Source organism: Endozoicomonas acroporae, from assembly GCF_002864045.1.
GTDB lineage: Bacteria > Pseudomonadota > Gammaproteobacteria > Pseudomonadales > Endozoicomonadaceae > Endozoicomonas > Endozoicomonas acroporae.
Genome location: NZ_PJPV01000034.1, coordinates 1 through 1,748 on the forward strand (window position 1 = coordinate 1; position 1,748 = coordinate 1,748).

Sequence of the window (1,748 nt, forward strand, 5' to 3'; positions counted from 1 at the left end):
CTTTGAGCCCTGGTGTCTGCTTCCGCCCGTTGTCCACCAGTTTCGCCATCGCCCACAGCAGGTTTGCGATATGTTGTGGAATAAATTGGTCTTTCTGTGCGTTCACGAGGGGCAGCAACGATGCCATGGCCTCGTTGAACTCTGGTGTTTGCCCCTGCCCGCTGTCCACCAGTTTCGCCATGGCCCATAACAGGTTGGTGATTCCCTGGGCATTAAGTTGGTCTTTCTGTTCGTGCACGAGGGGCAACAGCGCAGCCACGGCCTCGTTGAGCTCTGGAGTCCGCTTTTTTTCGTTGTCCACCAGTTTCGCCATGGCCCACAGCAGGTTGGCGATTCCCTGTGGTTTAAAGTTAGCTTTCTGTCCATTTACGTGGGGTAACAGCGTAGCGACGGCCTCGTTGAACACTGGTGTCCGCTCCTGCCCGTTGTCCACCAGTTTTGCCATGGCCCACAGCAGGTTAGCTATTCCCCGGGCATCAATATCCCTGGCTTCAGGTTTTTGGTTGCAGTTAAATATTATTGCATCAAGTAGCGTTGACAATAAGTTAGCTTGAGTAAGCTTTACACGCTCATCCATGGGGTTATGAGGGGTAAAAACACCCGCTGAAGTCAATGAATGAAGTGTTGTCGTCAGGCTTCGCCAATTCCAGCTCCGTGTTACGGAAAAATTTTGCAGTAAACGTATCAGCTGACTTTGTTCGGCTCGATTTAATGGTCTTTTAGACGCTGACGTGTATTTTTTAATTGAACTGGCATATTGACCGTGATGTCTCCCATCATAGCGATCACCGAAACGATAAGATTTACTCACCAGACCATCCATTATTTCCTGTCTGGTCAGGGTATTGAAATCTTGAGCAGAGTTCACTGAGCGGAACATTAGATTTTGAGAAGAGCATGCGTCAGAAGAGTGGTAAAATTCGTTACGCCCCGGGGTAGCACGGAGGGGATTATCCCACTGTTCGACTGTGCCATGTCTATATTGCACACGCCTTGAAGAAGCGGCATGGTCATCCGGTCGGTTGTAATCATTATTTGATCTTGTGTATTGACCACTGATACCAGCAGAGTTTCTATCCATTTTTATATTTCTTTAATTCATGAAAACATAAAAAAACAGACTTCTGTTTTGTTCAAAAGTTCATTTCGCTGAAATGTCTATAAACGTAAACGGTTGGGGAAGCACATCTATTCTTGATGCCATTAATCCGTTATTTGCAAATCATCCGGGGCGAGATGTATGGGCAACAGGTGTTCAACGCTGGCATTCTTTACCGGAATGTGAAAGAGGTTCTTGAGTCATGATGGGAGGAAGGCAATTACTGGCTATTTGTTTTCTTCCTTTTTTCGGGTTTACCGGTTTGCTCCTCTGAATGTTCTTCTGCTGTTAAGTAACCGTGATCTGAGGGTTGCCTGCCTTTATCAGCAGTAACGTATGCCGCATCTGCCCGCCTTCTTTTAAGTGATACAGAGCCATGCTCCTGTGGCGGGATGCCTATCCTGGCCTTTATTTGATCAATGTATGGTTTCATTAAATCCTGATTCGAGAGCATGTTAACCGGAATTTCAATGACCTCAAATCCTGCTTTTTGCAACAGTGCGATTTTCAGCAGAGTCGAACCATTCCTGGTTTTGAAATCAGCACCCACGTAATGAAACGGTCCCTGAATTTCAATAACCATGTTGTGATCTGGCAGTAGCAAATCAACCGGAGGCAGTGAGTTCAGACTCTTTTCTTCTTCAATCTG

At 46.5% G+C, this 1,748-nt stretch carries 2 protein-coding genes; both read right to left on the bottom strand.

Annotated elements, in window-relative coordinates; all coding sequences use genetic code 11:
- The coding region (locus tag CX664_RS05750; protein WP_145999847.1) for a DUF1601 domain-containing protein at positions 1-1,081 on the bottom strand (1,081 nt) is incomplete at its 3' end.
- Between the two features lie 238 nt (positions 1,082-1,319).
- Positions 1,320-1,748, bottom strand: a 429-nt coding sequence (locus CX664_RS05755) for an RAP domain-containing protein (RefSeq protein WP_145999848.1), incomplete at its 5' end; no start/stop codon positions are given.